Annotated in this window: 20 protein-coding genes and 1 pseudogene; 8 read left to right on the top strand and 13 right to left on the bottom strand. The window is 67.4% G+C overall.

Features of this window, described 5'->3' with window-relative positions; all coding sequences use genetic code 11:
• Positions 1–96: 96 nt before the first annotated feature.
• Positions 97–1,557 carry a 30S ribosomal protein S1 gene (rpsA, locus tag ACP15J_RS00600; RefSeq protein WP_424935945.1) on the bottom strand — a complete coding sequence of 487 codons (1,461 nt, stop codon included), beginning with the start codon at positions 1,555–1,557 and terminating at the stop codon, positions 97–99.
• 927 nt (positions 1,558–2,484) lie between these two features.
• Here rpsA and ACP15J_RS00595 point away from each other — a divergent pair.
• Together ACP15J_RS00595 and ACP15J_RS00590 are read left to right on the top strand one after the other, a co-directional pair.
• Entirely contained in the window at positions 2,485–3,303 is an 819-nt protein-coding gene (locus tag ACP15J_RS00595) for a hypothetical protein (RefSeq protein ID WP_424980818.1), read from the top strand.
• 68 nt (positions 3,304–3,371) lie between these two features.
• Positions 3,372–4,310 (top strand): 5'-3' exonuclease, encoded by a 939-nt coding sequence (locus tag ACP15J_RS00590; protein ID WP_424935947.1) that lies wholly within the window; start codon positions 3,372–3,374, stop codon positions 4,308–4,310.
• A gap of 44 nt (positions 4,311–4,354) precedes the next feature.
• On the opposite strand, the gene ACP15J_RS00585 is transcribed toward ACP15J_RS00590, so the two are convergent.
• Together ACP15J_RS00585 and trpD are read right to left on the bottom strand one after the other, a co-directional pair.
• The gene (locus tag ACP15J_RS00585; protein WP_424935948.1) at positions 4,355–5,341 is read right to left on the bottom strand and encodes a PHP domain-containing protein; all 987 of its coding nucleotides are present in this window, start codon (positions 5,339–5,341) and stop codon (positions 4,355–4,357) included.
• Between the two features lie 7 nt (positions 5,342–5,348).
• The gene (gene trpD / locus ACP15J_RS00580; RefSeq protein ID WP_424935949.1) at positions 5,349–6,413 is read right to left on the bottom strand and encodes an anthranilate phosphoribosyltransferase; all 1,065 of its coding nucleotides are present in this window, start codon (positions 6,411–6,413) and stop codon (positions 5,349–5,351) included.
• Between the two features lie 170 nt (positions 6,414–6,583).
• Between trpD and ACP15J_RS00575 the strand changes: the two genes are divergently transcribed.
• The 5 genes and pseudogenes from ACP15J_RS00575 (at position 6,584) to ACP15J_RS00555 (ending at position 11,452) form a co-directional block, all read left to right on the top strand.
• Complete coding sequence (locus ACP15J_RS00575) at positions 6,584–7,216, top strand: cytochrome c oxidase subunit 3 (RefSeq protein ID WP_424935950.1); 633 nt, start codon at positions 6,584–6,586, stop codon at positions 7,214–7,216.
• Between the two features lie 22 nt (positions 7,217–7,238).
• A complete protein-coding gene (locus tag ACP15J_RS00570) occupies positions 7,239–8,030 on the top strand; it encodes a cytochrome c (protein WP_197220479.1) in 792 nt (263 codons plus the stop codon).
• Positions 8,031–8,063: 33 nt separating this feature from the next.
• Positions 8,064–9,140, top strand: coding sequence for a ubiquinol-cytochrome c reductase iron-sulfur subunit (locus tag ACP15J_RS00565; protein ID WP_424935951.1), 1,077 nt, complete (start codon positions 8,064–8,066; stop codon positions 9,138–9,140).
• Positions 9,137–10,948, top strand: a complete 1,812-nt coding sequence (locus tag ACP15J_RS00560) for a cytochrome b (protein ID WP_424935952.1) — start codon at positions 9,137–9,139, stop codon at positions 10,946–10,948. Before ACP15J_RS00565 ends, ACP15J_RS00560 begins: the two co-directional genes overlap by 4 nt.
• An 83-nt stretch (positions 10,949–11,031) precedes the next feature.
• A pseudogene (locus ACP15J_RS00555) lies at positions 11,032–11,452 on the top strand (rhodanese-like domain-containing protein).
• Between the two features lie 155 nt (positions 11,453–11,607).
• On the opposite strand, the gene ACP15J_RS00550 reads toward ACP15J_RS00555, so the two are convergent.
• The 5 genes from ACP15J_RS00550 to ACP15J_RS00530 form a co-directional block, all read right to left on the bottom strand.
• Positions 11,608–12,042, bottom strand: a complete 435-nt coding sequence (locus ACP15J_RS00550; protein WP_197220248.1) for a cytochrome c oxidase subunit 4 — start codon at positions 12,040–12,042, stop codon at positions 11,608–11,610.
• A gap of 3 nt (positions 12,043–12,045) precedes the next feature.
• Positions 12,046–13,779 carry a cytochrome c oxidase subunit I gene (gene ctaD / locus ACP15J_RS00545; protein WP_424936067.1) on the bottom strand — a complete coding sequence of 578 codons (1,734 nt, stop codon included), beginning with the start codon at positions 13,777–13,779 and terminating at the stop codon, positions 12,046–12,048.
• Positions 13,780–13,784: 5 nt separating this feature from the next.
• The gene (gene coxB / locus ACP15J_RS00540; RefSeq protein ID WP_424935953.1) at positions 13,785–14,678 is read right to left on the bottom strand and encodes a cytochrome c oxidase subunit II; all 894 of its coding nucleotides are present in this window, start codon (positions 14,676–14,678) and stop codon (positions 13,785–13,787) included.
• A gap of 145 nt (positions 14,679–14,823) precedes the next feature.
• On the bottom strand, positions 14,824–15,186 hold the full coding sequence (gene erpA / locus ACP15J_RS00535; RefSeq protein WP_424935954.1) for an iron-sulfur cluster insertion protein ErpA: 363 nt from the start codon (positions 15,184–15,186) through the stop codon (positions 14,824–14,826).
• A gap of 90 nt (positions 15,187–15,276) precedes the next feature.
• Entirely contained in the window at positions 15,277–16,692 is a 1,416-nt protein-coding gene (locus ACP15J_RS00530; protein ID WP_424935955.1) for a dipeptidase, read from the bottom strand.
• Here ACP15J_RS00530 and ACP15J_RS00525 point away from each other — a divergent pair.
• Positions 16,691–17,302 carry a DUF3043 domain-containing protein gene (locus ACP15J_RS00525; protein WP_424980817.1) on the top strand — a complete coding sequence of 204 codons (612 nt, stop codon included), beginning with the start codon at positions 16,691–16,693 and terminating at the stop codon, positions 17,300–17,302. The two genes, ACP15J_RS00530 and ACP15J_RS00525, sit on opposite strands and share 2 nt — an antisense overlap.
• A 33-nt stretch (positions 17,303–17,335) precedes the next feature.
• On the opposite strand, the gene ACP15J_RS00520 is transcribed toward ACP15J_RS00525, so the two are convergent.
• The 5 genes from ACP15J_RS00520 to dnaE form a co-directional block, all read right to left on the bottom strand.
• Positions 17,336–18,358: a quinone-dependent dihydroorotate dehydrogenase gene (locus tag ACP15J_RS00520; RefSeq protein ID WP_424935957.1), complete on the bottom strand. Its 1,023-nt coding sequence runs from the start codon at positions 18,356–18,358 to the stop codon at positions 17,336–17,338.
• A 10-nt stretch (positions 18,359–18,368) separates the two neighbouring features.
• Positions 18,369–18,845, bottom strand: coding sequence for a transcriptional regulator NrdR (nrdR, locus tag ACP15J_RS00515; RefSeq protein WP_424935958.1), 477 nt, complete (start codon positions 18,843–18,845; stop codon positions 18,369–18,371).
• Positions 18,846–18,856: 11 nt separating this feature from the next.
• Positions 18,857–20,161 (bottom strand): histidinol dehydrogenase, encoded by a 1,305-nt coding sequence (gene hisD, locus ACP15J_RS00510; RefSeq protein ID WP_424935959.1) that lies wholly within the window; start codon positions 20,159–20,161, stop codon positions 18,857–18,859.
• A gap of 6 nt (positions 20,162–20,167) precedes the next feature.
• On the bottom strand, positions 20,168–21,394 hold the full coding sequence (locus ACP15J_RS00505; RefSeq protein WP_424935960.1) for a hypothetical protein: 1,227 nt from the start codon (positions 21,392–21,394) through the stop codon (positions 20,168–20,170).
• Positions 21,395–21,512: 118 nt separating this feature from the next.
• The gene (gene dnaE, locus ACP15J_RS00500) at positions 21,513–25,031 is read right to left on the bottom strand and encodes a DNA polymerase III subunit alpha (RefSeq protein WP_197220466.1); all 3,519 of its coding nucleotides are present in this window, start codon (positions 25,029–25,031) and stop codon (positions 21,513–21,515) included.
• Positions 25,032–25,102 lie beyond the last annotated feature (71 nt).

Below are 25,102 nucleotides of genomic sequence, written 5' to 3'. Positions count from 1 at the left end.
CCTCGCCGGGCGGGGACGTCCGTAAGCCACTGCCCGCGCGGAGCGGACCGCCACCCGAGGGTGACGGCCCGCTCCGACGGTCCGACAGGACGAGGGTCAGGCGTTGCCGCCCGACAGCTTCTCGCGAAGAGCCGCGAGGGCCTCGTCGTCGGCGAGGGTGCCCGCGCCGGTCGAGTCGCTCGAGAACGACTGCGCGCCGGCCCCGAAGTCGTCGCCCGCGGCGGCCTCGGCCTCTGCGGCCTTGAGGACCTGAGCCTTGTGCGCCTCCCAGCGAGCCTGTGCAGCGGCGTACTCCTGCTCCCATGCCTCGCGCTGGGCGTCGAAGCCTTCCTTCCACGCACCGGTCTCGGCGTCGAAGCCCTCGGGGTACTTGTACTCGCCATTCTCGTCGTACTCGGCGAGCATGCCGTACAGGGCCGGGTCGAACTCGGTGCCGTAGGGGTCGACCGACTCGTTGGCCTGCTTGAGCGACAGCGAGATGCGGCGGCGCTCGAGGTCGATGTCGATGACCTTGACGAAGACCTCTTCGCCCACCGACACGACCTGCTCTGCCAGCTCGACGTGCTTGCTGGAGAGCTCCGAGATGTGCACAAGGCCCTCGATGCCGTCCGCGACACGCACGAACGCGCCGAAGGGGACGAGCTTGGTGACCTTGCCCGGGGTGACCTGGCCGATGGCGTGGGTGCGGGCGAAGACCTGCCACGGGTCCTCCTGCGTCGCCTTCAGCGACAGGGAGACCCGCTCGCGGTCGAGGTCGACCTCGAGGATCTCGACGGTGACCTCCTGGCCCACCTCGACGACCTCGGAGGCGTGCTCGATGTGCTTCCAGGAGAGCTCGGAGACGTGCACGAGGCCGTCGACGCCACCGAGATCCACGAACGCGCCGAAGTTGACGATCGAGGAGACGACGCCCTTGCGGACCTGGCCCTTGTGCAGGTTGTTGAGGAACGTGGTGCGCGACTCGGACTGCGTCTGCTCGAGCAGGGCGCGGCGCGAGAGGACCACGTTGTTGCGGTTCTTGTCGAGCTCGAGGATCTTGGCCTCGAGCTCCTGGCCGAGGTACGGCGTGAGGTCACGGACGCGACGGAGCTCGATGAGCGAGGCGGGCAGGAAGCCGCGGAGGCCGATGTCGACGATCAGGCCGCCCTTGACGACCTCGATCACCTGACCCGTGACGACGCCGTCGTTCTCCTTGATCTTCTCCACGTCGCCCCAGGCGCGCTCGTACTGCGCACGCTTCTTCGACAGGATCAGACGGCCTTCCTTGTCCTCCTTCTGGAGAACGAGGGCCTCGACCTGGTCACCCACGGCGACGACCTCGTTGGGGTCGACGTCGTGCTTGATCGAGAGCTCGCGCGAGGGGATGACGCCCTCGGTCTTGTACCCGACGTCGAGCAGAACCTCGTCGCGGTCGATCTTGACGATCGTGCCCTCGATGATGTCGCCGTCGTTGAAGAACTTGAGGGTCTTCTCGACCGCGGCCAGGAAGTCCTCAGCAGAGCCGATGTCGTTGATCGCGACCTGCTTGGCGGCCGGGGCGGTCGTTGCGGTAGTCATGTAGTGGGTTGTCCTTGTGAATGGATGTTCGGGCCCGGCGCACCGTGCTGCAGGCAGAACGAGAGAACGCACCGAGGCGGTTGGATATTTTGGATTGCTGTCACGCACGTGCAGAAACCTGTCACGAGTGACGCTTCAGGATATCAGAACCTGCGCCCGCTTGGGTGAGGAGCCGCGCGATCCAGCGGTCGCCCTCCTCCCCCGGCTTCCCCCGTCGCCGGTTCCGACGTGGTCACCTGTGGATAACCCGTTTTCGGGCCTGCGCACGTTCTAGCCTGTCACGATGCTGCGTCCAGCGAACCGCCGACCCCGACCGCCCCTCGTCCTGCTCGCCGCGACCGTGGCGCTCGTCGCGCTCACTGCGACCGGCTGCGCGCCGCCCACGCCCACGCCGACGCCCACGCCCCTCTTCGCCTCCGAGGCCGAGGCCTTCGCAGCCGCCGAAGAGACCTATCGCGGGTACGTCGATGCCTCCAACCGCAGCCGCGCCGGGGACAAGTCCGCGGACCCTCAGTCGTTTCTTGAAGGTAAGGCTCTTGAGGAAAGCGTTAGTACGCTCCGTCAGATCGAACGTGAGGGACTACGCCTCGAAGGAGATACACGACTTTTGTCGTTCGAGGTGGCCAGTTTCGATCCCATGACTAATCAGATAGCAGCCAACGTATGCGTTGATGTGACGTCCTCACGCGTTCTCGATGCGAACGGATCGGACGTCACTCCGACCTCGCGACCGACGACCAGCTCGGTAGTCGTGACCCTGGGACGGTCAGGCGACAAGCTCCGCATCCAAGCAGCCGAACCCGGTAGACAACCGTGTTGAAAGCGCTTCGGGCAAGTCTCGTCTGCCTCACGATCCTGACCTCATCGCTCTTATCTTCGCAGGTATCAGGCCGCCAACAGGCAGGATGCTCTAGTGAAGCGATAATGATGGGTCTCTGCAACGACGGCTCCGGGATCTGGATCGGCGACACGGAGACGCCGCCCAGCGGGAACGTCCCCGAGCACGGAACAGAGGACCCGCCGGAGTCCGGCCAGGACGACGGCACGATCGGCGGAGAGGACGACGCGTTCGGCGCCGACGACGATCCCGGCGACGCCGTGAAGGGCGAGCCGGGCCGGAGCGACGATCTCGACCGCTTCGACCGATGCCTCAGAGCATGGGAGGAGGCCCGCGCGTGCTTCGCGCTCCGTCCGTCCCCCGAGCCCGGGAGGCCCGCCGAGCCGGGCGCACCGGAAGAAGCGGTGACACCGGCCCCGCAGGCACGGCCGATCACGGTCGCCGACCTCATCCGACTCGCGCCAGGCGGAGCCGGGGTCGGCACGGACCCGGGAAACGTCGGGGTCGCCGGCCTCCCCGCCAACGCCGTGAGCCGGGCGACGGTCGAGACCGTCTCCGGCACGGTCCTGGGGCGGACGGTCTCCGTTCGCTTCACGCCGGCCTCGTTCGACTTCGCCTACGGCGACGGCACGACCGCGACGACAGCCACCGGCGGCGCCGACTGGGCCGCTCTCGGACAGAAGCCGTTCACGCCCACCCCGACGAGCCACGTCTACGCGACACGGGGCACGTACACCCTCGCGGTCACCGTCCGCTACGCGGCCGAGGTCGACACGGGAGCCGGCTGGCGCGCCATCCCGGGGACGGTGGAAGGAGCACCCTCTCGGCAGGAGATCCGGATCTACGCCGCGCGCACCGCGCTCGTCGGCCGCACCTGCGCCGAGAACCCGACTGGCCCCGGCTGCTGACCCCGCCCCTCCACGAGCCGCACGGCCTCCCGTCCGCGTGCGCCGCCCGAGATGCGATGCTGTACGACATGACCGACCGCGCCGAGACCCTGATGCTGCTCGACACCGCCTCCCTCTACTTCCGCGCCTTCTATGGCGTGCCCGACACCGTCACGGCGCCGGACGGGACCTCGGTCAATGCCGCGCGCGGGCTCCTCGACATGATCGCCAAGCTCGTCACCGCCTATGCGCCGACGCACCTCGTCGCATGCTGGGACGACGACTGGCGCCCTCAGTGGCGAGTCGACCTGATCCCCAGCTACAAGGCGCACCGGGTGGTGGAGGTCGTCGAGGGCGGCGCAGACGTCGAGGAGGTGCCCGACCCGCTCGAAGCGCAGATCCCGATCATCCGCGAGGCGCTCGCGGCCCTGCGGATCCCGGTGATCGGCGTGGCCTCGCACGAGGCGGACGACGTGATCGGCACACTCGCCACGCAGGCACGGATGCCGGTGGACGTCGTGACCGGTGACCGCGACCTCTTCCAGCTCATCGACGACACACGCGGCGTCCGCATCGTCTACACCGCCCGCGGCATGAGCAACCTCGAGGTCATGACCGAGGCCTCGGTCGTCGCGAGGTATGGCATCCTGCCGCGTCAGTACGCGGACTTCGCCACCATGCGTGGCGACGCCTCGGATGGGCTCCCCGGTGTCGCCGGCGTCGGGGAGAAGACCGCGGCGACACTCCTCGCCGCCCATGGCGACCTCGAGGGCATCCGCACGGCCGCCCTCACGGGGGCGGGGATGTCTGCCGGCGTCGCGAAGAAGATCGTCGCCGCCTCCGACTACCTCGACGTCGCCCCGGCCGTGGTCCAGGTCGCGACGGGGCTCCCGATCTCAACGCCCGAGGAGGCGCTGCGTCCGCTCGACACGGCTGAGAAGGCCTCCGCGATCGCCGTGGCCGAACGGTGGAACCTCGGCACGTCGATGGCCCGTGCGCTCACAGCCCTCGGCGCCACCGGCACCTGAGCTCACGCACCAGGGTCACCACACGATCGTCGAGCCGCGGCCGCTCACTCCGCCCAGCGGCGAAGTCGATCGACCCCCCAGGTCGTCACGATCCGCTCGGCCGGCACACCGGCCCGCTCCGCCCGCTCGGCACCATGGTCCAGGAGCGAGAGCTGCCCCGGGGCGTGCGCGTCCGAGTCGATCGAGAACAGACACCCTTCCTCCAGGGCCGCGGCGATGAGCTCGTCCGGAGGGTCCTGCCGCTCCGGACGGGAGTTGATCTCCACCGCGACGCTGTGCTCCGCGCATGCGGCGAAGACGGCCCTCGCGTCGAACGCAGACGGAGGGCGGGTGCCCCGCTCCCCCTGCACCAGCCGCCCCGTCACGTGGCCGAGCACGTTCACCCGCGGATGGGCGACCGCCGCGAGGATCCGTCGCGTCATCGGCGCGGAGTCCATGCGGAGCTTCGAGTGGACGGAGGCCACCACGATGTCGAGCTCGCCCAGCAGCGCGTCCTCCTGGTCCAAACCGCCGTCCTCAAGGATGTCCACCTCGATGCCCGCCAGCATCGTGAGGCCTCCTTCGCTTGCGGCCCGGACGAGCGGGATCTGCTCGCGCAGCCGGTCGGCCGAGAGCCCCCTCGCCACCCGCAGCCGCGGCGAGTGATCGGTGATCGCCAGATACTCGTGCCCGAGTGCCACGGCAGCCTCAGCCATCGCGGCGATCGGGGTGGTGCCGTCCGACCACTCGGTGTGCGCGTGCAGGTCTCCGCGGAGAAGGGCACGCAGAGCAGACGACCGCTCCGGCTCGACCTGACCACGCAGTTCGACGAGGTACGACGGCGTCGTGCCGTCCTGCGCCTCGCGGATGACCGCGAACGTGGAGTCGCCGATGCCGGGCGTCGCCTTCACCCGCCCCTGGTCCGTCCGTTCCGCCGGGGACAGCCCGGCGTAGGCGTCGGCCGCACGACGGAAGGCCTTGGCCCGGTACCGCGACGCCCGCTCACGTTCGAGCAGGGTCGCGATCTCCCGGAGGGCGTCGAGGGGGTCCATGATTCTCCTACGCCGGGGCGAGCTCCCGCGACACGGCGATCCACTGCTCCAGCTTGGCCGCGGCGCGTCCGTCGTCCACGGCGGCGGCGGCGGCGGCATAGGCCTCCGCGAGGCGCTCCACGATCGGACGCTGGGCCTGCGTCGCGTCATGGGAAAGCTCGTAGGCGACGATCCCCGCCGCGGCGTTGAGCAGCACGATATCGCGAACGGGACCGGTCTCCCCCGCGAGCGTACGGCGCAGCACCTCCGCGTTGTGCGTGGGCGAGCCGCCGATGAGGTCGGCGAGCTCGGCGAGCGGGATGCCGATGTCCCTCGGGTCGAGGTCATGCTCGTGGACGTCTCCGCGTGTCACCTCCCAGATCCGAGAGTGCCCCGTCGTGGTGAGCTCGTCCAGGCCGTCGTCGCCGCGGAAAACGAGGGCCGTGGCTCCCCTCGTCCGGAAGACGCCGGTGATGAGAGGCACGCGATCCATCTGCGCGACGCCCACCGCGTTCGCCTCGGCGCGGGCCGGGTTGCAGAGCGGGCCGAGCATGTTGAAGACGGTCGGCACGCCCAGCTCGGCACGCACCGCCCCCGCGTTCTTGAAGCCGTGATGGAAGGCCCCGGCCCAGGCGAAGGTGATCCCGGTCCGCTCCAGCGTCTCCGCCACCGAGGAAGGATCGAGCGACAGCTCCAGGCCGAGCGCGCTGAGCACGTCGGAGGAACCCGACGCCGAGCTCGCCGCCTTGTTGCCGTGCTTGACCACCGGAATCCCCAGCGCGCCGATGACGATCGCAGCGGTGGTCGAGACGTTCACCGTCCCGACGCGGTCTCCCCCCGTCCCCACGATGTCCAGCACATCCGACGAGACAGGAAGAGGGACCGCCGCCTCCAGGATCGCGTCGCGGAAGCCGACGATCTCGTCGATCGTCTCGCCCTTCGCGCGCAGGCCGACGAGGAAGCCGGCCAGCTGTGCCTGCGTCGCGTCCCCACGCATCACCTGACGCATCGCCCAGGTCGACTCGTAGACGCTCAGGTCACGTCCCTCCAGAAGAGTGGAGAGGACATCGGGCCAGGTCAGCACATCCGCCATGCGGAGATCCTATCGACGCGGACCTGTCGTGATCGTTCCGTGACCGTCGGGCCGAACCGACGATCCACAGCGGATTCCCGGCCGCTTCTTAGGCTTCCCTAAGTCGCTTGCGGGCGAAACGGGGTCCCGCGGTGCGAGAATCGGCGTCGCGGATCGGCCATAATGGAGGGGTGACGACCTCAGCGACGTATGCCCCGGCGGCGAGAACGATCAAGCGGCCCAATCCGGTGGCTGTCGGGACCATTGTGTGGCTCGGCAGCGAGGTGATGTTCTTCGCGGGACTCTTCGCGATCTACTTCACCCTTCGGAGCACCTCACCTGAGCTCTGGGCCTCCCGCACGTCCCTGCTGAACATCCCGTACGCCACGGTCAACACGATCATCCTGGTGCTGTCCTCGGTGACCTGCCAGATGGGCGTGTTCGCCGCCGAGCGGATGCAGCCCTACACGACCCGCAACGCGAAGGGCCGCCGCAGCTGGGGCATGGTCGAGTGGTTCTGGCTGACCTTCATCCTCGGCGCGGTCTTCGTGTCCGGCCAGGTCTGGGAGTACTCGCAGCTCGTCGCGGAGGGGATGCCGATCTCCGCCGACTCCTACGCCTCCGCCTTCTATCTCACGACCGGCTTCCACGCGCTGCACGTCACCGGTGGGCTCGTCGCGTTCCTCCTCGTCATCGGACGCGCCTACGCCGTGAAGAACTTCACGCACAAGGAGGCCACCTCCTCGATCGTGGTGTCCTACTACTGGCACTTCGTCGACGTGGTCTGGATCGCCCTGTTCCTCGTCATCTACTTCCTGAAATAAGAAAGCGGAGCGGATTCCCGACATGGCACGAGAGAAGAAGCGCGGTCGCCGCAGCCCTTTGGCCACCGTGGCGCTGATCGGCGCTGGCCTGATGATCACCGGTGGCGTCTACGCCGGCGCGTCGGCGGCCTTCGCTGCCAGCGAGCCTGCCGCCACCACCGCCCAGGTCTCCGTCGACGACGGAAAGAAGCTGTTCCAGGCGAACTGTGCGACCTGCCACGGCATGGACCTCCAAGGCACGGAGAACGGCCCGAGCCTCTTCGGCGTGGGTGAGCTCGCGGTCGAGTTCCAGGTGTCGACCGGTCGTATGCCGCTGCAGCAGCAAGGCCCGCAGGCGCCGCAGAAGCACCCGCAGTTCACCGAGGAGCAGACCAAGTCGATGGCGGCCTGGGTGCAGTCCGTCGCCCCGGGACCGACCTACCCCGAGGCCGACGTGCTGGACGGCGAGGGTGACGTCGCCAAGGGAGCAGAGCTGTTCCGTATCAACTGCGCGATGTGCCACAACGTCGCCGCCGCGGGTGGAGCGCTGACCGAAGGCAAGTACGCTCCCCCGCTGACGCACACGAGCGCACTGCACATGTACGCCGCGATGGTCACCGGCCCGCAGAACATGCCGGTCTTCGGCGATATGAACCTCTCCACCGAGGACAAGCGCGACATCATCTCCGCGCTCCTGTACCAGCAGCAGGCGGTGCAGGTCGGCGGGTTCACGCTCGGATCTCTCGGCCCGGTGTCAGAGGGCCTCTTCATCTGGATCTTCGGAATCGGCGCCTTGGTCGCCCTCACCGTGTGGATCACGGCGAAGTCCAACTGACGCTTGCATATCGAAGAACGTACGAGGAGCACCATGGCACACGACGACGACTCGCAGGCTCTCGACCGGGCCTATCAGCCCGCCCCGGGGCTGAGCGTCGCAGTCAGCGACCCGGCGGTGAACCCGGGCCTGCCGCCGCACCGCGAACGGGTGACCGACAAGGACCCGAAAGCGATGAAGACCGCGGTCCGCACGGTCTACACGTTGTTCTATCTCTCGCTCGCCGGCAGCATCTGGGCGGTCGCCGCCTACATGCTGTTCCCGATCGAGAGCGGCGCGCTCATCGACGTGCGCTACAACAACCTCTTCATCGGCCTCGGCATCGCCCTCGCCCTGCTCGCGCTCGGCCTCGGCGCGATCCACTGGTCGAAGGCGATCATGTCCGACAAGGAGTTCGTCGAGGACCGTCACCCCACCCGCGGCCGCGACTCCACGCGCGAGGCCGCGATCAAGGCGTTCGCCGACGCCAACGAGGAGTCCGGCTTCGGGCGTCGCGTCATGATCCGCAACTCCCTGATCGCCGCCGTCGCCGCCTCGATCATCCCCGGCGTCACGCTGTTCCGAGGTCTCGCCCCGCACAGCACCGAGGAGAACCCGATCGCGGGCGACCCGGTGCAGCTGCTTAAGCACACCATGTGGGACAAGGGGACGCGCCTGGCACGCGATCCCGACGGCACCCCCATCCGTGCCGCGGACGTCACCCTCGGCTCGGCTGTGCACGTCATCCCCGAGTCGCTCGCCGCCCTCGGGCACGAGGAAGGCTACCTCGAGGAGAAGGCCAAGGCCATCGTCCTGCTCATGCGCCTGCTCCCCGAGCAGCTGATCGAAGCTGACGACCGCAAGGACTGGTCCTACGACGGCATCGTCGCCTACTCGAAGGTCTGCACCCACGTCGGCTGCCCCGTCGCCCTGTACGAGCAGCAGACCCACCACCTGCTCTGCCCCTGCCACCAGTCGCAGTTCGACGTCACCGAGCACGCCAAGGTCATCTTCGGTCCGGCGGCGCGTCCGCTGCCGCAGCTGCCCATCACCGTGGACGCCGAGGGCTACCTCGTCGCGCGGAGCGACTTCACCGAACCCGTCGGCCCGAGCTTCTGGGAGCGCCATTGAGCACCGCAACCGTCACCGAAGACAAGAAATCGGAGAAGCCCCTCGGCGGACGCTTCATCGGCGCCACCGCGAACTACATCGATGAGCGCACGAGCCTCTCCGGGTTCGTCAAGGAGCTCGGACGCAAGATCTTCCCGGACCACTGGTCCTTCATGCTCGGCGAGATCGCGCTGTGGAGCTTCGTGGTCGTGCTCCTGTCCGGAACGTTCCTGACGTTCTTCTTCCAGGCTTCCATGGTCCCCACGCACTACACGGGCTCCTATCCTCCGATGCGCGGCATCGAGATGTCCGCCGCCCTGGAGTCCACGCTGCGGATCTCATTCGACCTGCGCGGCGGCCTTCTGGTCCGTCAGATCCATCACTGGGCGGCGCTCGTGTTCGTCGCCGGGATCGGCGTCCACATGCTGCGCGTGTTCTTCACCGGCGCGTTCCGCAAGCCTCGTGAGCTGAACTGGGTCATCGGGTTCGTCCTGTTCATCCTGGCCATGGCCGAGGGCTTCACCGGGTACTCGCTCCCCGACGACCTGCTCTCCGGCAACGGCCTCCGCATCATCGACGGAATGATCAAGGGCATCCCTCTGATCGGCACCTGGACCTCGTTCCTCCTGTTCGGCGGCGAGTTCCCCGGCACCGAGATCGTCGGACGCCTGTACACGTTGCACATCCTGCTGCTCCCGGCATTGGTCCTCGCCTTCGTCGTGCTGCACCTGATGCTCATGGTGATCAACAAGCACACCCAGTTCGCCGGCCCCGGCCGCTCGAACGGCAACGTCGTCGGCTACCCGATGATGCCGGTGTACATGTCGAAGATGGGCGGCTTCCTGTTCATCACCTTCGGCGTGATCGTGCTGATCGCCTCGCTCTTCCAGATCAACCCGATCTGGAACTACGGCCCGTACGACCCCTCCCCCGTGTCTGCCGGCACCCAGCCTGACTGGTACATCGGCTTCGCGGACGGAGCGCTGCGTCTGGCGCCGTCGAACCTCGACATCGTCTTCCTCGACCACACATGGTCGTTCGGGATCTTGCTGCCGGTTGCCGTGCTGGGGATCTTCATCGTCCTCGTCGCGCTCTACCCCTTCATCGAGGCGTGGATCACCGGCGACAAGCGCGAGCACCACATCGCTCAGCGTCCGCGCACCGCAGCGACACGCACCGCGATCGGCGTGGCGGGTGTGATCTTCTACGCCGTGCTGTGGGCCGCTGCCTCGTCCGACCTCATCGCCACTCACTTCATGCTGACCATGGAAGGCGTGATCCACGCGCTCCAGGCCCTGCTGTTCGTCGGCCCGGTGCTCGGGTACTTCATCACCAAGCGCATCTGCATCGCGCTGCAGAAGAAGGATCGTGAGATCGTCCTGCACGGCTATGAGTCCGGCCGGATCGTGCGCCTCCCCGGCGGTGAGTTCATCGAGGTCCACAAGCCGGTCGACGAGTACGACCGGTGGAAGCTCATCGACTACGAGACCTACGAGCCGCTCGTGGTCCGCCCGAACGCCAAGGGACGCATCCCCTGGCACCAGAACTTCCGTTCCTCTCTCTCCCGTTGGTTCTTCGAGGACCGTCTCCAGCCGCTGACGCAGGCGGAGATCGTTGCGGCCGACGCCCATCAGCACCACGCGCTGCATGACGTCGAGGACACGACAGCGGCAGAGATCAAGGAATCGCACGAGCGTGCCGGATTCGCCGAGGACCAGATCGAGCCTATCGACGACAGCCACGTCGACGAGACGCCGAACACCCCGAGCTCGGTCATCGCGACCGAGGAGAAGAAGCCGCGCAAGAAGAAGACGGAGGACGGCGAGTAGACGCCCTCTCCTCCAGAAGAGCGGGGCTCGTTCGACAGGATCGGACGAGCCCCGCTCTTTCCTTTCACAATAGGCTGGGCCCTGTGATCGATCGCACCGCCTTCTTCACCGCCAAGCTCGCCTGTGAGACCGACCCCAGCGACCTCCACGCCGCACGTGCCGCCGGAGAACGGATCGTCGTCGTCGATGTCCGCTCCGCCGAGGCCTGGGCACAGGGGCGGGTCCCCGGCGCCCTGCACCTCCCCTACCGGGAGATCGCAGACCGCGCTCCCGCCGAGATCGCCGCCGACGCACGCGTCGTCGTCTACTGCTGGAGCCCTGGGTGCAATGCAGGCGCCAAGGGTGCCCTCGAGTTCGCCCGTCTGGGCTACGAGGTCCGCGAGATGATCGGCGGATTCGAGGTACTGGGTGCGCGAGGGATATCCGGTCGAGGACGCCGATGGAGTACACCGTCGCCCCGTCGACCCACTCACCGGTGTTCCTCGTGTCCGCCATCGCTCCTGACTGTCCACCCCGGGCACGCCAGAGAGTGCGCGGCGACGACGGACAGAGTGCGCGGGCAAGTCGCCCAATCGGCTCGGGTGCTGACAGAGAAAAGAGCCGGTCCCTGGAGCTCTGCTCCGAGGACCGGCTCTTTGCCGTCGGGTGACGGCGGTGACTCAGCGGGCGAAGTGACCGCGGTAGTACTCGTAGACCCAGCCGACGATCGCGACGACGAAGATCGCGAGACTCACCGGGAAGAGGAACTGCCCGACGGCGAGGCCGATCATACCGATCGCGGCCGAGCCCGCCAGGACGATCGGCCACCAGGACCACGGGCTGAACTCGCCCAGCTCCGGGTCGCCGTCGTCGATGTCTGCCGTCAGACTGTCCTCGGGAAGGCGTCCTCCCTGGGCCTTGTGCGTCCGTCCCAGGTAGAACGCGACCATGGCGCTCATGAAAGCCGAGAAGAACAGCGCCACGGTCCCGACCCACTCGATCGCGAGGACGAGCTCACGATCAGGGTGGGCGAGGATGTTCCAGACCGTATAGACGACCCCGACGAAGGCGAAGAAGCCGGTCAGGAGCCACCAGAGGATGACATTGTCGCGCATGGCTCAGCTGACCTTTCCTGCAGTGCCGACGGGAGCCGCCACGGGATGTTCCGCCGCCTCGGGGTGGTTCAGGTCGAAGGCCGGACGCTCGCTGCGGATGCGCGGGATCGACGTGAAGTTGTGACGCGGCGGCGGGCAGGAGGTCGCCCACTCGAGCGATCCGCCGTAGCCCCATGGATCGTTGACCGTGACCTTGGGCGCCTTCCGTGCCGTGATCCACACGTTGAGGAAGAACGGCAGCATCGACGCGCCGAGAATGATGGCGCCGATCGTCGAGACCTGGTTCTGCCATGTCCAGTTGTCGTACCCCGAGTAGTCGGCGTAACGACGCGGCATGCCGTCCACGCCCAGCCAATGCTGGATGAGGAAGGTCATATGGAAGCCGATGAACAGCATCCAGAAGTGGATGTAGCCCAGGCGTTCGTTGAGCATGCGTCCGGTCCACTTCGGCCACCAGAAGTAGAAGCCCGCGAACATCGCGAACACCACGGTGCCGAACACCACATAGTGGAAGTGGGCCACCACGAAGTAGGAGTCGGACAGGAAGAAGTCCAGCGGCGGGGCCGCCAGGATCACACCGGTGAGTCCGCCGAAGACGAACGAGACCAGGAAGCCCAGCGAGAACACCATCGGCGTCTCGAAGGTGATCGATCCTCGCCACATCGTGCCGATCCAGTTGAAGATCTTCACACCCGTCGGCACCGCGATGAGCATGGTCATCAGGGCGAAGAAGGGCAGCAGGACCGACCCCGTGACGTACATATGGTGCGCCCACACCGCGACCGAGAGCGCAGCGATCGCGATGGTCGCGTAGACGAGGGTCTTGTACCCGAAGATCGGCTTGCGGCTGAACACCGGGAAGATCTCCGAGACGATGCCGAAGAACGGCAGCGCGATGATGTAGACCTCAGGGTGACCGAAGAACCAGAACAGGTGCTGCCACAGAAGCACGCCGCCGTTGGCAGGGTCGTAGATGTGCGCGCCGAGCACGCGGTCGGCGGCGGCGGCGAGGATCGCCGCGGCCAGCACGGGGAACGCCATCAGGATCAGCAGGCTCGTGATGAGCGTGTTCCACGAGAAGATCGGCATGCGCCACATGGTCATGCCCGGGGCGCGCATCGTGATGATCGTCGTGATGAAGTTCACCGCGCCGAGAATGGTGCCGAAGCCGGAGAGGCCGAGGCCGAGCATCCAGAGGTTGCCGCCTGCTCCCGGCGAGAACGAGGCGTTCGCCAGCGGCTGGTAGGCGAACCAGCCGAAGGACGCGGCGCCCTGCGGGGTCAGGAATCCGGCGACCGCGATGGTCGACCCGAACAGGAACAGCCAGAACGCGAAAGCGTTCAGGCGGGGGAAGGCGACGTCGGGAGCGCCGATCTGCAGCGGCAGGATGGCGTTCGCGAAGCCGGCGAAGAGCGGGGTCGCGAACATGAGCAGCATGATCGTGCCGTGCATCGTGAACAGCTGGTTGTACTGCTCCTTCGTCGGGATGATCTGCATCCCCGGTGCGAAGAGCTCCGCACGGATGATCAGCGCCATCACGCCGCCGAGGAGGAAGAACATCACCGATGCGATCAGATACATGTATCCGATCGTCTTGTGGTCGGTGGAGGTGATCCACTTGACCACGATGTTGCCCTTCTGCTCCACCCGAGTGGAGGTGAGCAGCGCGGCCTGCCGCGGCGGAATGGTCTGGGGGCGGGCTCCCGCCTCAGAAGTTCCCGGAAGAGTGGACGTCATCGGGGTCACTTCCCTTCTTCCTTGGCCGCCCCGGTGCCGGGGAGGTTGTTCAGGCGGTCGTAGGCGTCCGTGATGTCACCGGTGTTGCCCTCGTCGCGGAGCGAGGCGATGTAGGTGTCGTAGTCGGACTGGCTGACGACCTTGACGTTGAAGAGCATCATCGAGTGGTACTCACCGCAGAGCTCGGCGCACTTGCCCTGGTACTCACCGATCCGAGTAGGAGTGAAGGACCAGGAGTTGTCCTTCCCGATGTACATGTCCTTCTTGTAGAGGAAGTCGATGATCCAGAAGGAGTGGATGACATCGCGGGACTGGAGGGTGATGTGCACCTTCTTGTCGACCGGCAGCACCAGCGTGGGAAGCTGAGCCTGGTCGATGTTGCCGTCCTTGTCCGGCTGCGCCTGGATCCCCATCGTCCAGACCGCGTCGGAGTTGTCCTTCTTGTCGCCGTCGTACTGGAAGTCCCAGGCCCACTGCTTGCCGATCGCGGTGACCGACACATCGGGGTCCTCATACTGGGTCTCGATGATCGACTGGTCGCGCGCTGTGAAGGCGAAAAGGCCGAGGACGAGGATGAGCGGCACGATCGTGTAGAAGATCTCGATCGGCATGTTGTACCGCATCTGGACGGGAAGACCCGTCTGCCCCTTGCGACGGCGGTATGCGATCGCCGCCCAGCCCATCAGGCCCCAGGTGATGAGGCCGACGGCGAGCAGCACGATCCAGGAGTTGACCCACAGGGCCGCGACCCGATCGGTCTGGTTGGTGGCCGGCGTACCATCCTCGACGAAGCCCGGGAGGAAACCGTGGAGCTCGGTCGGAGAACATCCGGCCAAGGCCACGGCGGCCGCGACTCCCAGCGGGAGGACGGCCCAACGAAGGCGGCGTTTTGAAGGCACGGTGCACCTTTCAGATCGCGGACAAGGGCATCCCCAAGTCTAGAGCAACCTCACACCCGATTCATGCCAACCACGCAGGTTCCGGCGGTCAGGGCGGCGTTTCCGTGCGCGGCGGAACCGGCTGCGCCGCGCGCGGCGTGTGGGCTCAGTGGAAGCTGTCGCCGCACGCGCAGGAGCCCTGCGCGTTGGGGTTGTCGATCGTGAAGCCCTGCTCGGAGATCGTGTCCTTGAAATCGATCGACGCGCCATCCAGATACGGGACGCTCATGTTGTCGACGATCACCTCGACGCCCCCGAAATCGACCGTCTCGTCGCCGTCGAGGTACCGCTCGTCGAAGTAGAGCTGATAGATCAGGCCGGAGCATCCGCCCGGCTGGACGGCGACACGCAGACGAAGGTCGTCGCGTCCCTCCTGCTCGAGAAGGCTCTTCACCTTGTTCGCGGCGGCCTCGGTGAGGCTGACGCCGTGGGCACGCGTGGTCTCTTCGGTCAGGGTGGTGTCGCTCATGTCGCTCCTCGGGGACGTCCGCGCCTGGGCGGTGGTTCCTCCCGATTCTAACGCCGTGGGTCCCGCGTGGGGCGGGAACGCCGACAAGCCTCAGAGCGTGATCTCGTTCATCCGCGTCAGCAGCAGCGCCTCGGTGACGACCGCGCGCCGGAAGGTGTCCAGGTGCAACGACTCGTTCGGGCTGTGCGCGCGGGAATGCGGGTCCTCGACGCCGGTCACGAGGATCTGCGCACCGGGGAATGTCTCTACCAGGTCGGCGATGAACGGGATCGATCCGCCCACCCCCAAGTCGACCGGCGCCACGCCGTAGCCGTCGGTCATCGCGCCACGCGCCAGACCGACCGCCCATCCGCTGGTGTCGACGAGGAACGGGTTGCCGAGATCGACGTCGGAGAAGGTGAGCTCCGCGCCGAACGGGGCGTGTGCGCGCAGATGCGCCTGCAACGCGTCGTAGGCCGCCTGCGCGCTCTGCCCCGGCGCCACCCGGGAGCTGATCACGACGGTCGTCTGAGGCGCGAGCGTGTTGGACGCTTCGGCGACGGAGGTCGCGTCGACCCCGATCACCGTGATCGACGGCTTGTTCCAGATCCGGGACAGGATCGGCCCGTCGCCGGCCGGGCTCACGCCGGGGAGCAGGCCTGCCTCGTCGCGCAGTGTCTCCTCGCCGTATTCCGGTGTCTCCGCATCGCGGACCGCGAGCCCCTCCACCGCGACGGCGCCGTTCTCGTCCCAAAGGGTGCCGAGCAGCTTGATCGTCGCCAGCATCGAGTCCGGCACTGCTCCGCCGAACATCCCCGAGTGGGAAGCGTGGTCGAGCGTACGGACGGTGAGGGTGAAGCGCGCGGCGCCCCGGAGCGAGACCGTGAGGCCCGGAGTCTCCGAGTCCCAGTTCCCGGAGTCGGCGACGACGATCGCATCGGCGCGCAAGGCGTCGCGGTTGTCACTGAGGAACTGCCCGAATGAGCGGGATCCGTACTCCTCCTCGCCCTCGACGAAGAGCACGACACCGAGTTCGAGATCGTCGCCGAGCGCCTCCGAGACCGCTCTGATCGACGCGATGTGCGACATCACCCCCGCCTTGTCATCGGCGGCGCCGCGCCCGTACAGACGTCCGTCGCGCACGGTCGGCTCGAACGGCGGAGTCTCCCACAGCGAGTCGTCCCCGGGAGGCTGCACGTCATGGTGGGCGTAGAGGAGGATCGTCGGCTTGCCGTTGCGCGCCGCCCTGGTCGCCAGCACCGCGGGCTGACCGATCTCGTCGGTGCCGGGGACCGCCGCGCGAAGCACGCGCACGGTGTCGAAGAAACCGGTGCCCTCGGCCAGCGCCGCGATCGCGTCGGCGCTGCGGACCAGCTGCCCCTGATCGAAAGCGGGCCAGGCGATCCCGGGAATGCGCACCAGATCGCCGAGATCGGCAAGTGCCACCGGAATCCCTCCCTCGACGGCCTCCTTCACGGCGGCCTCGATGGCGGGGGAAGCGGTGACCGAGGGCGAAGGAGAAGTCATGCGAGTAATCTTAAGGCGAACCCGTCAGCACATGTCAGGAACCTCCGTGCCCGAAACCTCTTCCTCGTCGACGAACGACGACTCCGCCGTCCAGCCCTCCGGCAAGGGGCGGCCCACGCCGAGCCGCGCCGAGCAGGAGGCCGCTCGCCGCCGTCCGCTCGTGCTCGACACGAAGGAGGCGCGCGCGAAGGCTCGCGCCGACCTTCAGCAGAAGCGCGAGCGCGCCAGGGTGGGGATGGCGAACGGCGAGGAGCGGTTCCTCCCCGTTCGCGACCGGGGGCCGCAGCGCCGCTGGGTCCGCGACTACGTCGACGCCGGCTGGCACCTCAGCGAATGGGTCATGGCACTGATGGTCCTCGTGATCATCGCCTCGCTGGTCCCGAACCCGATCGTCGCCTACTGGGCGTTCATCGTGCTGTGGGGCTACATCATCATCGCGATCCTGGGGATGGTCCTCCTGGGCATGCGCGTGAAGAAGAAGGTCGCCGCGAAGTTCGGGATCGAGCGTCGTGAGAAGGGTCTCGCCTGGTACGCCGCGATGCGGTCTCTGCAGATGCGCTTCATGCGCCTGCCGAAGCCGCAGGTCAAGCGCGGACAATACCCGGACTGACTCCGGCCGGGCACAAATCCTCGCGCGGACGGCTCAGCGTCGCCGCAGACCGCGGTTGATCTGGCGTGCCCAGAACGGCCCGCGATAGAGGAAGGCCGTGTACCCCTGGACAAGGGTCGCCCCGGCGTCGAGGCGCTCCTGGACCTCCGCCGCCGTCTCGACGCCGCCCACGGAGATCACGCAGAACTCAGCGGGGACCGCATCGCGCACGAGATGAAGAACAGCCAGGGAACGCGCCTTCAAGGGGGCGCCGGAGAGGCCTCCCTCCCCCGCACCGGCGACGATCGCCGGATCCGTCGTGAGCCGGTCCCTCGAGATCGTCGTGTTCGTCGCGATGATCCCGTCAAGACCTTCGGCGACGGCGAGCTCGGCGATCGCCGTGACCTCCTCGTCCGGCAGGTCCGGGGCGATCTTCACCAGAAGCGGCGTCGTGCCTGCCGCCTCCTTCACCGCTCGGAGAAGCGGTGCCAGCGTCTCGACCGCTTGGAGTCCGCGAAGGCCGGGGGTGTTCGGCGAGGAGACGTTGATCGCGAGATAGTCGGCGAGCGGCGCGAGCCGTGTGGCGGAGAGGACGTAGTCCGCCGTCGCCTCCTCAAACGCGACGACGCGGCTCTTGCCGATGTTGACGCCGATGATGGTGGCAGGGCGCCGACGACGCAGCGCCCAAAGCCTCTTCTCGGCCGCCTCGGCACCGGCGTTGTTGAATCCCATGCGGTTGACGATGGCGTGGTCGGGCATCAGCCGGAACAGACGGGGCCTGGGGTTGCCGGGCTGCGGACGGGCGGTGATCGTGCCGACCTCGACGTGACCGAAGCCGAGGGCTGCGAGGCCCCACACGCCGACCGCGTCCTTGTCGAAGCCTGCGGCGACCCCGAAGGACGACGGGAAGGTCAGGCCCAGCGCGTTCACCTGCTGCCCCTCCGCCGGACGCGTCAACGCGCGGGCGGCCCAGGAGAACGGCGGGACGCCGAGGACGCGGATCACGAGCATGGCCGCGTGGTGCGCGAACTCGGGATCCAGTCGCGACAGGACGAGGCGGAAGAGGAGCGGGTACATCCCTGCCAGGCTATCGCCCCGTCGCCGTCTCCCCGGACTGCACGTGATCGGCGCGGAGGTCGTCGATCGCCGATTCGAAGTCCTCGAGGGAGTCGAACGCCTGGTAGACGCTCGCGAACCGCAGATACGCCACCTCGTCGAGGTCACGGAGCGGGCCGAGGATCGCCAGTCCGATCTCATTGGTGTCCAACTGCGACACCCCGGTCTGACGCACGGCCTCCTCCACGCGCTGGGCGAGGATCGCCAGATCAGCCTCGGTGACCGGACGCCCCTGGCAGGCCTTGCGCACACCGGCGATGACCTTCTCTCGGCTGAACGGCTCCATCACGCCCGACCGCTTGATGACGTTCAGGCTCGCGGTCTCCGTGGTGGTGAAGCGTCCGCCGCACTCGGGGCATTGGCGACGCCGCCGGATGGAGAGTCCGTCGTCGCTGGTGCGGGAGTCGATCACACGAGAGTCTGGGTGACGGCAGAACGGGCAGTGCATGGTGTGTAAGACTACGCCCCGAACCTGGCCTCGATCGCCTCGCCGTGGGCGGGAAGACCCTCGGTCTCCGCGAGGGCGACGATGGAGGCCCGCACCTCGGCCAGTGCGGCGCGGTCGTATTCGATGACCTGCTGGGGTCGCAGAAAGGTGTAGGCGCCGAGCCCAGGGGCGTACCTCGCCTGACCGCCGGTCGGGAGGACATGATTGCTCCCGGCGAGGTAGTCGCCGAGGCTCACCGGGCTGTCCTCGCCTACGAAGACCGCACCGGCATTGGTGAATCGAGCGGCGGCGTCCGCGGCGTCCTCCACGTGCAGCTCCAGGTGCTCGGGGGCATAGGCGTTGCTGAACGCGACGGCGTCCTCCGGCCCGTCCACGAGCACCACGGCGGACTGCGGCCCGCCGAGCGCCGTCCGAACCCGCTCGCTGTGCCTCGTGGCCACGGCGAGGCGGGCGACCTCGTCCTCGACCGCGCGGGCGAGAGGCTCGGAGTCTGTCACCAGCACGGCCGATGCCTGCTCGTCATGCTCGGCCTGGCTGACGAGGTCGGCGGCGACCAGACGCGGATCGGCCGCGTCATCGGCGACGATGAGGATCTCGGTCGCTCCCGCCTCGGAGTCCGTGCCGACCACGCCGGCCACGGCCCGCTTCGCGGCGGCGACGAAGTTGTTCCCCGGCCCGGAGACGACATCGACCGGATCGAGGCCGAGCGCGTCGACCCCCCAGGCGAACGCCCCGATCGCACCGGCGCCGCCCATCGCGTACACCTCGGCGACGCCGAGGAGACCTGCTGCCGCGAGGATCGCCGGATGCACCCGGCCACCGTGATCGACCTGGGGCGGAGACGCGAGCGCGATCCCCGCGACGCCGGCCACCTGTGCGGGGACGACGTTCATGATGACGCTGGACGGATAGGCGGCCTTTCCGCCAGGAACGTAGACGCCGGCCCTCGCGACCGGCTGCCAACGCTGTCGAATCCGCGCGCCGGGGGCAAGGTCGGTCAGCGCAGGCGCGGGCACCTGTGCCGCCGAGGCGGTGCGCACCCGGCGGATGGCGTCCTCAAGCGCCGTGCGGATCCTTGGATCGAGGGCGGACACGGCGTCGTCGATGTGCTCCCTCGGCACGCGGATCGCGTGCCCCGAGACACGGTCGAAACGCTCGGCCTGCGCACGCAGCGCCGCCTCCCCCTGGGCGCGGACATCGTCCACGAGCGCTGTGGCGGCGGCGAGAGCCTCGGCCCGCGCCGCAGCGGCACGCGGCACCGCCGCGAGCATCTCGGTCGCCGTGAGCGTGCGTCCCCTCAGATCAATCGTCTGCATTCGTCCTCAGCCTCGTGTCATGTCCATCGTGTCGTGCAGGAATCCGACTCGTCCGTCTTCGTGCCGTACGACGAAGGCGCCTCCGCGGTCCTCCAGGACGAGGACCCATTCCTCCGGCCCGATCTCGAAGATCGTCGTGCCGTGCTCGTCATGGATCGGCCGCCGCTCGGGTGCCAGTGCCCAGAACGGCTGAGCGGCGTCACGCTCTCCGTAAGCCTGGTGCGTGCTTGTCTGGACGTCGTCCTCCCGCTCGCCCACCGTAGCGGACACGAGGTCTTCTCCGGAGGCGTCGAACACGGCGGTGACGGCGTTGGAGTCGGCCCCGTCATGATGCCCCTCACCGAGAAGGAGCTGAGACGCGCCCCGTTCCCCGGCCTCCGACGCCTCGCCCGCACCCGGGAGCGAGTGCTCCGCGGCACCACGCCGGGCGTACCGGGGCCCTCCGTCCGCATCGTCCGCGACGACTGCGGTGCCGAAGGCTCCTCCCGCCGCATGCGCGAACGAGGAAAAGGGGGCGACCGGCACATCCACGTCCTCCCGACGCGCCGCATCGGGGTGGCTCACGGCATCGGAGTCCGACCGGTCTGCGCCGGTCTCCGCGTCCGGCTCGTCTGCCGGCGCACCGTCCGAAAGCGTCGGCGTCGGCCGTGGCACCACAGCGCGCACCGGGTTGGCGTTTCGGTGCGCCAGGGTCTCGGTCCGACCGGCGAAGTCTTCCTTGATCCTCGGCACGAGAGGGGCGAAGACCGTCAGCACGACGAGAGCGAGCAGCAGGACCGTCTCGGCCCAGGTGACCCAGGTCGACAGTGGCGAGACGCCGGTCGCCGTGGCCAGATGCATCTGCTGCCAGAGCATCACCGCCCAGCTGACAGCGCCGACGGAGAAGGCGACCGAGGCGAACTGGTCGATCGCCAACGAGCCGACCCGGCGAATGCCCTCCGGCGAGAAGCGGCGGAGGACGAGCAGGAACACGGCGACGGTGGGGACGCCGACGGTGAGCACCCACTGCCCATCCATGCCCCACACCGGAACACCACCGCCGAACGGCGTCGCGGCGATCGGGAAGAAGGACAGCGCGAAGGCGAGAAGCCAGGCTCCGGTGATGATCAGCTCGCGCAGCGTGAGCCCGAAGAGGCCTTCCTGAGGCGCCGGCTCCGGCAGCAGCGGCTCCTCGGCGAGGGCCGGGCCCTCACCTGAGGGAAGAGCGTCCGGAGGAGTGTCGTCGCGGATCATAGGGGGGAGTCCTTCCGTCGGGAACGGCGGGCGCTTCTGCGGCGCGACCCGATATTACTCGTCGGTCACGGGCTCTTCCTGTGCTCTTCGAGGACGCGCCCGTTCATGGCCGCGCCTTTCAGCCGAGGCACTGCGGCCCGAGGAGAGACTTCAGGTCTCCGAAGAGGTCCGCGGTGACCGAGACCGGCATCGGGACCTCGAACACCTTCGCCCGACCGCCGCGGTGCATCGTCAACGTCACCTCGGTGTCTCCGGCATGGCGCCTCAGCACTTCGGCCAGGTCGCTGATGACGCGCTCTGTCGCCCGCTGCTCGGCGACGATCAGAGACAGCGGACCTGCCGCGTCGAAAGAGCCCACGTCAGGGGTGAAGGCGGACTGCGCGTGCAGGTTCATGCCATCGTCGCGTCGTGAGACCCTGCCGCGGACCGCGAGGATGGCATCGGGCTGGAGCATGCTCTGAAACTCGAGGTAGGTCTTTCCCATGAACATGACCGTGATCTCGGCGTTGAAGTCCTCGACCGTGATCATGCCGTAGGGGTTTCCACTGGCCTTGGCGACGCGATGCTGCACGCTCGTCACGAGCCCGGCGATGGTCACCTGGTCGCCATCCTGCAGGTCCTCGGACTCGAGAAGGCTGTTGATCGCGATCGAGGCGTGCTTCGCGAGCGGCACCTCGAGTCCGGCAAGCGGATGATCAGACACGTAGAGGCCGAGCATCTCGCGCTCGAAGGCCAGCTTGTCCTTCTTCGTCCACTCGGGTCGGTTCGGCACCTTCGCCGGCGCCGCCTCCTCGATCTCGTCGTACAGGCTGTCGAAGTCGAAACCGATCGCCCCCTGGGCCTCGTTGCGCTTCTGATCGACGGCCGCTTCGGTGGCGTCCTCATGGATCTCGGCCAAGGCGCGGCGGGTGTCGCCCATGCTGTCGAACGCCCCGGCCTTGATCAGCGACTCGACAGTGCGCTTGTTCGCGACGTGCAGGGGAACCTTCTTGAGGAAGTCGTGGAAGGAGGCGAAGTTCTCCTTCTGTCGCGCCTGGACGATCCCCTCGACGACGTTCGCACCCACGTTGCGGACGGCGCCGAGCCCGAAGCGGATGTCTTCTCCGACGGCCGCGAAGAAGTTGATCGACTCGCGCACGTCCGGCGGCAGCACCTTGATTCCCATACGCCGGCATTCGTTGAGGTAGAGGGCGAGCTTGTCCTTCGAATCGCCCACGCTCGTGAGGAGAGCCGCCATGTACTCGGCCGGATAGTGCGCCTTGAGGTATGCCGTCCAGTACGAGATCACCCCGTAGGCCGCGGAGTGGGCTTTGTTGAACGCGTAGTCCGAGAACGGCAGGAGGATCTCCCAGAGGGCCTGGACGGCCGAGTCCGTGTAGCCGTTCGCATGCATGCCGCCCTGGAAGCCCTCATACTGCTTGTCGAGCTCGGACTTCTTCTTCTTTCCCATCGCACGACGGAGGATGTCGGCCTGTCCGAGGGAGAATCCGGCGACACGCTGGGCGATCGCCATCACCTGCTCCTGGTAGATGATGAGACCGTAGGACTCCTCGAGGATGTCCTTCAGTGATTCCTCCAGCTCGGGATGGATCGGCGTGATCTCCTGCTGCCCGTTCTTGCGGAGCGCGTAGTTCGTGTGTGAGTTCGCCCCCATCGGGCCAGGACGGTACAGCGCGATGAGCGCCGAGATGTCCTCGAAGCTGTCCGGCTTCATCAGTCGCATGAGCGCACGCATCGGACCGCCGTCAAGCTGGAAGACGCCGAGCGAGTCGCCGCGGGTGAGCAGGTCGTATGAGGGCCGATCGTCGAGCGGAAGATCTTCGAGCACGAGATCCTCCCCCCTGTTCATCTGGATGTTCGCCAGGGCGTCCGAGATGATCGTGAGGTTTCGCAGCCCCAGGAAGTCCATCTTGATGAGGCCGAGCGACTCGCAGGCCGGGTAATCGAACTGGGTGACGATCTGGCCGTCCTGCTCGCGCCGCATGATCGGGATGATGTCGATCAGCGGATGCGAGGACATGATGACGCCCGCCGCGTGCACGCCCCACTGCCGTTTCAGGTTCTCCAGCCCCAGGGCGGTGTCGAACACCGTCTTCGCCTCAGGGTCCGTCTCGATCACGGTGCGGAACTCGGACGCCTCCTTGTACCGCGGGTGCTCCTTGTCGAACATGCCGTCCAGCGGCATGTCCTTGCCCATCACGGCCGGGGGCATCGCCTTGGTGAGCTTCTCCCCCATGCTGAACGGGAAGCCGAGCACACGGCCGGCGTCCTTGAGCGCCTGCTTCGCCTTGATCGTGCCATAGGTGACGATCTGCGCCACCCGCTCATCGCCGTACTTCTCGGTGACGTACTGGATCACCTCACCACGGCGGCGGTCGTCGAAGTCGACGTCGAAGTCGGGCATCGACACACGATCGGGGTTGAGGAAGCGCTCGAAGATGAGCCCGTGCTCAAGCGGATCGAGGTCGGTGATCTTCATCGCGTAGGCCGCCATGGAACCGGCGCCGGAACCGCGACCGGGTCCCACCCTGATCCCGTTGTCCTTGGCCCAGTTGATGAAGTCGGCGACGACGAGGAAGTAACCGGGGAAGCCCATCTGGGTGATGACCTCGGTCTCGTATTCGGCCTGCTTCCGGACCGCGTCAGGGATCCCGTTCGGATATCGGACATGAAGGCCGTTCTCGACCTCCTTGATGAACCAGCTCTCCTCCGTCTCGCCTTGTGGGACAGGGAAACGAGGCATGTAGTTCGCCCCCGTGTTGAACGACACGTCGCAACGCTCGGCGATGAGCAGGGTGTTGTCGCAGGCCTCCGGATGGTCCCGGAAGATCTGCCGCATCTCCGCCGCCGACTTGACGTAGTAGCCGTCGCCGTCGAACTTGAACCTGTTGGGGTCGTCGAGCGTCGAGCCGGATTGCACGCAGAGGAGCGCGGCATGGCTCTTCGCATCGTGCTGATGCGTGTAGTGCAGGTCGTTCGTGCCGAGGAGCGGAATGCCGAGGTCCTTCGCGATCTTCAGCAGATCGTCCATGATCCGCCGCTCGATCGAGAGTCCGTGGTCCATGATCTCGGCGAAGTAGTTCTCCTTGCCGAAGATGTCCTGGAACTCCGCCGCGGCCGCACGCGCCGCGTCGTACTGACCGAGGCGCAGGCGGGTCTGGATCTCCCCCGACGGGCACCCGGTCGTGGCGATGAGCCCCTTGCTGTACTTCTGCAACAGCTCACGGTCCATGCGGGGCTTGAAGTAGTAGCCCTCCATGCTGGAGCGAGAGGAGAGCCGGAACAGGTTGTGCATGCCCTCCGTCGTCTCCGACAGCAGGGTCATGTGAGTGTAGGCACCGGATCCCGAGACATCGTCGCTGCGCTGCTCTGGCGTCCCCCACTGAACTCGTGTCTTGTCGCTGCGGTGGGTTCCCGGCGTCACATAGGCCTCGATGCCGATGATGGGCTTCACGCCTGCATCCTTCGCGGTCCGGTAGAACTCGAAGGCGGCAAAGGTGTTGCCGTGATCGGTGACCGCGACCGCAGGCATCCCCTGCTTCACCGCCTCCTGCACGAGCGGGCCGATGCGCGCGGCACCGTCCAGCATCGAGTACTCGCTGTGCACGTGAAGGTGGACGAAGGAGTCGGATGCCATGCCTCGAGTCTACGTTCGGGTGCCGACGTCGGAGCCTGCCGCGGACGGGCCCTGACGACTGCTCATGGCGC

This window comes from Microbacterium sp. S308A+, assembly GCF_049800815.1.
In the GTDB taxonomy this organism is placed as follows: Bacteria; Actinomycetota; Actinomycetes; order Actinomycetales; family Microbacteriaceae; genus Microbacterium.
This window is presented reverse-complemented; position numbering and strand designations above follow the sequence as displayed.

Coding starts and splice junctions, on each gene's coding strand:
- ctaD (WP_424936067.1), bottom strand. CDS start 13,779: ATGACGTCCACTCTTCCGGGAACTTCTGAGGCGGGAGCCCGCCCCCAG.
- ACP15J_RS00590 (WP_424935947.1), top strand. CDS start 3,372: ATGACCGACCGCGCCGAGACCCTGATGCTGCTCGACACCGCCTCCCTC.
- ACP15J_RS00530 (WP_424935955.1), bottom strand. CDS start 16,692: ATGACTTCTCCTTCGCCCTCGGTCACCGCTTCCCCCGCCATCGAGGCC.
- ACP15J_RS00520 (WP_424935957.1), bottom strand. CDS start 18,358: ATGTACCCGCTCCTCTTCCGCCTCGTCCTGTCGCGACTGGATCCCGAG.
- hisD (WP_424935959.1), bottom strand. CDS start 20,161: ATGCAGACGATTGATCTGAGGGGACGCACGCTCACGGCGACCGAGATG.
- ACP15J_RS00550 (WP_197220248.1), bottom strand. CDS start 12,042: ATGCGCGACAATGTCATCCTCTGGTGGCTCCTGACCGGCTTCTTCGCC.
- erpA (WP_424935954.1), bottom strand. CDS start 15,186: ATGAGCGACACCACCCTGACCGAAGAGACCACGCGTGCCCACGGCGTC.
- ACP15J_RS00525 (WP_424980817.1), top strand. CDS start 16,691: ATGCGAGTAATCTTAAGGCGAACCCGTCAGCACATGTCAGGAACCTCC.
- ACP15J_RS00570 (WP_197220479.1), top strand. CDS start 7,239: ATGGCACGAGAGAAGAAGCGCGGTCGCCGCAGCCCTTTGGCCACCGTG.
- dnaE (WP_197220466.1), bottom strand. CDS start 25,031: ATGGCATCCGACTCCTTCGTCCACCTTCACGTGCACAGCGAGTACTCG.
- ACP15J_RS00585 (WP_424935948.1), bottom strand. CDS start 5,341: ATGGACCCCCTCGACGCCCTCCGGGAGATCGCGACCCTGCTCGAACGT.
- rpsA (WP_424935945.1), bottom strand. CDS start 1,557: ATGACTACCGCAACGACCGCCCCGGCCGCCAAGCAGGTCGCGATCAAC.
- ACP15J_RS00595 (WP_424980818.1), top strand. CDS start 2,485: ATGGGTCTCTGCAACGACGGCTCCGGGATCTGGATCGGCGACACGGAG.
- ACP15J_RS00505 (WP_424935960.1), bottom strand. CDS start 21,394: ATGATCCGCGACGACACTCCTCCGGACGCTCTTCCCTCAGGTGAGGGC.
- ACP15J_RS00565 (WP_424935951.1), top strand. CDS start 8,064: ATGGCACACGACGACGACTCGCAGGCTCTCGACCGGGCCTATCAGCCC.
- trpD (WP_424935949.1), bottom strand. CDS start 6,413: ATGGCGGATGTGCTGACCTGGCCCGATGTCCTCTCCACTCTTCTGGAG.
- nrdR (WP_424935958.1), bottom strand. CDS start 18,845: ATGCACTGCCCGTTCTGCCGTCACCCAGACTCTCGTGTGATCGACTCC.